The following is a 4,992-nucleotide window of genomic DNA, read 5'->3' as shown; positions in this document are numbered from 1 at the left end:
TCATCCAGCTATGACTTTGCTGTTTTTGCTCTAGTTGGGGTGAAGGAGTCATAGGAAGTGCTGAGTGCTGAGGTTTTCGGGTGGGTAATGCCCACCCTACGTTTTACTTAACTTCTGAATCCTGAGAAACGGAAGCAATTTGATAGGTATTAGCGGGAAAAGATGCGGCAATTGCCGCTGTTGTCGGTTCGCTCCAACGCACTAACCAAGTCGGTTGTATCCCTAATAATAAAATGAGAGCGGCTAAAATGAAAGCAGGCGTGCGCTCTTGCCAATTTACTTTGGGATAGTAGCCGATTTTGTTATCTAATTTGCCGAAACAGGTGCGATTGAGCAGAATGACGAAATAAACTGCTGTTAAACCGCTACAAACTACACAAATAAGCGTTGCGACTGGAAAGCTTGAAAAACTGCCTTGCAGGACTAAATACTCAGCGACAAATCCCACTAAGCCAGGGATACCCGCACTTGCCATTCCTCCCAAAACTAATAGGGCGCTGGTGAGGGGTAAACCGCGAATCGGACTCATTAAACCGTTGAGAAGATCCAAATCGCGAGTGCCGACTTTTGTTTCGATTACTCCGACTAAATGGAAGAGAATTGCCAGGATTAAACTGTGGGCAACCATTTGGCTGACTGCACCAACTAAGCTTAGAGGTGTGGCGGCGGCGCAGGCTAAAAGTATATAGCCCATGTGACCGATCGAACTATAAGCTACCATGCGTTTGATATCTTTTTGGGCGATGGCGCTCAATGCCCCATAAACTGCACTAATTGCGCCTATAATCGCTATTCCAGGTGACGCAGTTGCCCAAGCTTGTGGAAATAGTTCTAAACCGAAACGCACTAAACCATAAGTTCCCAATTTGGCAAGTACGCCGCCGAGAAGAATCGCTACAGCTGGAGAAGCTTCTGTGTAAGCATCTGGCAACCAAGTATGCAAAGGTACGAGAGGAATTTTGATGCCGAATCCCACCAATATTGCTGTCAGCAATATTAGCTGTGCATTCAAGGGTAAATTTTGGGTTGTCAGCGATTCGTAGGCGAAAGTGGTTGTTTCGCTCAACCACGCCATCCCTAAGAAAGCACCTAAAATCAAAAATCCGGAAATTGCCGTGTAAAGCAGGAACTTCATGGCTGCGTATTCCCGCTTTTGTCCTCCCCAAACGGCAATTAATAGATAAAAAGGAATCAGTTCCAACTCGTAAAATAGGAAGAACAGCAGCAAGTTTTGCGCGAGGAAACCGCCAGCTACACCAGCATTAACTAGCAAAATCAAGGCGTAATAAAGCTGGGGTCGCGCTTGCTGTTGAGTGCCACTATAAATCACCAACCAAGTTAGCAAGCTGTTGATAAATAACAGCGGCAAAGATAAACCATCTACACCGAGTTTGTAATTCAATTTCAGAGGTTCAATCCAGGGAAGGAATTCAATAAACTGCATTCCTGGATTGGCGATATTGAATTGGGTAAGCAGCCAAAATGTCCACAAAAGTGTAACGCTGGCAATCGTTAAAGCGATCGATCGCAATTGCGATGGCGTTTTTGTTCCCGGCCAAAATCCTACTAAAGCTGCTCCAAAAACAGGTATCCAAATTAATGCACTGAGCATATTATAGTCTACCAAATCGTTTATTTTTTGTTTGGGCGGAGTCCATTAAACTTAAGCAGAATAATGAACTCCGACACGTGCGATCGCGTTTAACTAACCATACTGACAACACCAGTATCGAAATCGAAATAACCGCCGACAACTTTCAGTTTATTTTCCTTAATTAACTGGGATATGACTGACGATTTTTTCAAATTTTCAACTTGAACCAAAACATTAGCTTTAGTTGTGCTTTCTAGGCGATCTTTATCTAGACTTCTTGAAATTTGTAAAGCCGGTTTAATTGCATCTAGCAAACTGCCTATTTGACCGGGAACTTGTGCGCCTTTTATTGTGGCATCTACAGCACCGCATTTTTTATGTCCCATTACCATGAGCAGCTTGGCTCCTAATACTAATGTGCCAAACTCAAGGCTGCCCATTTCTTCTGGAGTCACTACATTACCAGCCACACGGCACATAAATAAATCTCCAAACCCTTGGTCAAATAGAATCTCAGCTGGGATTCGGGAATCTGCACAGGTTAGAAGAGCAGCAAACGGCTTTTGAGTTTGGGCAACTTGTCTCAGGCGAGCTAAGCTTCGGTTGGGGTTTATAGGTTTTCCGCCGATAAAGCGTTGGTTCCCATCCATTAATCTTTGCAGAGCTTCGTCAGGGCTCATGTCATTCTGGGCAACTGCTGGTTCTGGGGCAATTAATTGCGAACCGACTTGAGATGCTACTACGCTTGTACCTAAAGCAACTGCGCCAAATTTAAGTAAATTTCTCCTAGAAACACCAAGCTGCTGGCTTGTTTTGTTCATTACGTTCCTCACACCTTGAAAAACTTTATTTTGCCTAAATCTTGAGATGGTGTTGATAAATTTAGCCGATTTTCAGTGGCTATCGACATCTTTTTATCAACCAGTAACAATCAGGGAAAGATGAGACAGGAAAGGCCAACTTACTAAGATGCCTAACAAAATTAGTCCAAACAAGATTGTCAGGGCGTAAAACTGCCCTTGTCCGGAAACATTGTACTTTAAGCTTTGGCCGCTAAAGACTGTGGCTAAACCAACTAAGTTAACCAATCCATCCACCAAGTAACGGTCGATCGCACTAACGATCGCAGATACTAAGCCAACGACAAACACGATACTGATTCGATAAAGTTTGGGGGTGTAGAAGTCGTATGCTAATAAATCTTGCAGCGGTTTCCAAGCTAACTCTACGGGTTTGGGCCAATTGTTATTCAGATAAATTATACTACCGACGCCACAACCGATCGCACTGGACAAAATTAGCAAAAATGCAGTGGCTATATTTAAAGAAGACCAGTTTGGCAACAATTGCCATTGCAACAACAGTAATGGCAGGTGTAGGGTGAAGCCCATTAAAATTACAGTTGGCAATGTCAGCGGCCAAAATGCTTCTGGCGATCGCTCTGTCATTTGTTTGGGCTTGCCACTAAAAATCAAGCCAAACTCGCGAGTTAAGCTAAAGGCAGTCAAACCGTTAACTGTGAGCAAAACGCCAAATAACCAAGGTTCATTTGTGAAAAGATGGTCTGCCAATTGCAGCAAAGCCCAGAAACTTCCCAAGGGCGGTACTGCTAACAAACCGAAAGCACCGACAATATAGGATAGAGCGGATATCGGTCGGCGCGACCACAAACCCCCGTATTGGGTGAGATCCTGCGTGATGTTATTCCAAACTATCCCACCCGTACTCATGACCAACAGCGCCATTGCCAAGGCGTAGGTCAACATTAACATTAGCGCTGTTTGAGCTTGCTGCGTTCCTACAGCGATGAAGATTAAGCCCATGTAGGTGCTGACGGAGTAAGAGATGGATCGTTTGATATCAATTTGGGCGATCGCAATTAAACTAGCACCAATTGCCGTCACCGCACCGATAAACACCATCGCCGTTGTCACCAAAGGCGAAAGTGCCAAAACTGGTTGCAATTTTACCAATACCCAAGCACCAGTTGCTACCACAACCGAGTTCCGCAAAATAGTCGAGGGAACCGGCCCTTCCATTGCTTCATCCAACCACAAATGCAAGGGGAATTGAGCGCATTTACCCATTGGGCCTGCGATTAAAGCCAAACCCAATAAAGCGGCTGTTGTTGGTGAAATTTGAGCGGTTTTTGCCCATTCAGCTAATTCGGAAAAGTTCCAAGTTCCGGCAATGGGTAACAGCGCCAGCACTCCCATCAGTAACAGTAAATCTCCCACACGCTTGGTTAAGAAAGCGTCTCTGGCACCCGTGACCACCAAAGGTTGACTGAACCATAACCCTACCAGCAGGTACGTTCCCAAGGTGAGGATTTCTAGAATCATGTAACTGAAAAACAAGGAGTTGCACAGGGCCAAACTGCACATTCCGGCTTCAAAAAGTGCCAGTAACGAATAGAATCTCGCCCAGCCCCAGTCCATCTCCATATAGCCGATCGCGAAAGTTTGCCCTAACAGGTTCAAACCCGTTACTAACACTGTCGCGCCGACAGTAATTGCAGATATTTCTAAAGGTATAGAGAATTCCAATCCGGCGACTTTTAACCAGGGAATTACTAACTCTTCTGCTGGCTTTCCCCAACAAGCTGACAACGCAAATAAACCGTGTATAAAAGCCGTTAATGTCATCAACAAGTTTACGTAACCAGCCGGCCTGGGGCCAGTACGACGAATAATTGCCGGCGACCAAGGTATTGTCAAAAGCACGCCTATGAGGGCGTAGCAAGGTATCAACCAAACACTGTGAAGCAAGAGCTCAGACATCTAGGTAACCTCGAAAATTACACCTAAAACTCAGGCCCATCTGGTGTGGGCTGAGCTTATCGCCATTGCACAAAGCTATTCAGTTCATGAGATTAATTTTGTTTTAATCTTTGTTACAAGAGTATAGTCTTTAGAGAATATAAAAGGAAGCACTGCAACCATCAAACTTAAAGATAGTAGCTATAGAGTGTTATCTATGACTGCGCGGCTCTGTAATTAAAGATAGAAAGGGTGTATAGAAAAAATTTTATCAGATCTCCCCAGAGTATACTATAAGCAAAACTAATAATACCGTGCGCTCGGTAAAACGGTATGATTAGCGGCGATCGATCGGAATCTCAATGATAAACTCGGCCCCTTGTCCTGGGGCAGAAATACACTTCAACTGACCGCCATGCTTTTCTGCGACAATCTGGTAGCTAATCGATAGCCCTAAACCAGTTCCTTTGCCGACCGGCTTTGTGGTAAAGAATGGGTCAAAAAGGCGTTTTCTGACCTCTTCCGTCATCCCAGGCCCATTATCGCGAATTCTGACGGTAACAAATTGAGTATAGAGCATTGGGCATTGGCCATTGGGGATTGGGGTAATGGGGGAAGCATTATGTAGATTTTCTGTCA

4 protein-coding genes are annotated in these 4,992 nt (G+C 44.7%); all 4 read right to left on the bottom strand.

The genetic code is table 11. From position 1 onward, the window contains the following. Positions 1 to 103: 103 nt before the first annotated feature. On the bottom strand, positions 104 to 1,612 hold the full coding sequence (locus tag H6S82_RS17835; protein ID WP_190466014.1) for an NADH-quinone oxidoreductase subunit M: 1,509 nt from the start codon (positions 1,610 to 1,612) through the stop codon (positions 104 to 106). 89 nt (positions 1,613 to 1,701) lie between these two features. Next, entirely contained in the window at positions 1,702 to 2,415 is a 714-nt protein-coding gene (locus H6S82_RS17830; protein WP_190466011.1) for a carbonic anhydrase, read from the bottom strand. Between the two features lie 96 nt (positions 2,416 to 2,511). Beyond that, positions 2,512 to 4,374: an NAD(P)H-quinone oxidoreductase subunit F gene (locus H6S82_RS17825; RefSeq protein WP_190466009.1), complete on the bottom strand. Its 1,863-nt coding sequence runs from the start codon at positions 4,372 to 4,374 to the stop codon at positions 2,512 to 2,514. Between the two features lie 316 nt (positions 4,375 to 4,690). Beyond that, positions 4,691 to 4,992, bottom strand: a 302-nt coding sequence (locus H6S82_RS17820; protein ID WP_191056494.1) for a HAMP domain-containing sensor histidine kinase, incomplete at its 5' end; no start/stop codon positions are given.

The organism is Planktothrix sp. FACHB-1355, assembly GCF_014748295.1.
GTDB classification, from domain to species: Bacteria; Cyanobacteriota; Cyanobacteriia; order Cyanobacteriales; family Aerosakkonemataceae; genus Aerosakkonema; species Aerosakkonema funiforme_A.
This window is presented reverse-complemented; position numbering and strand designations above follow the sequence as displayed.

Coding starts and splice junctions, on each gene's coding strand:
- H6S82_RS17830 (WP_190466011.1), bottom strand. CDS start 2,415: ATGAACAAAACAAGCCAGCAGCTTGGTGTTTCTAGGAGAAATTTACTT.
- H6S82_RS17825 (WP_190466009.1), bottom strand. CDS start 4,374: ATGTCTGAGCTCTTGCTTCACAGTGTTTGGTTGATACCTTGCTACGCC.
- H6S82_RS17835 (WP_190466014.1), bottom strand. CDS start 1,612: ATGCTCAGTGCATTAATTTGGATACCTGTTTTTGGAGCAGCTTTAGTA.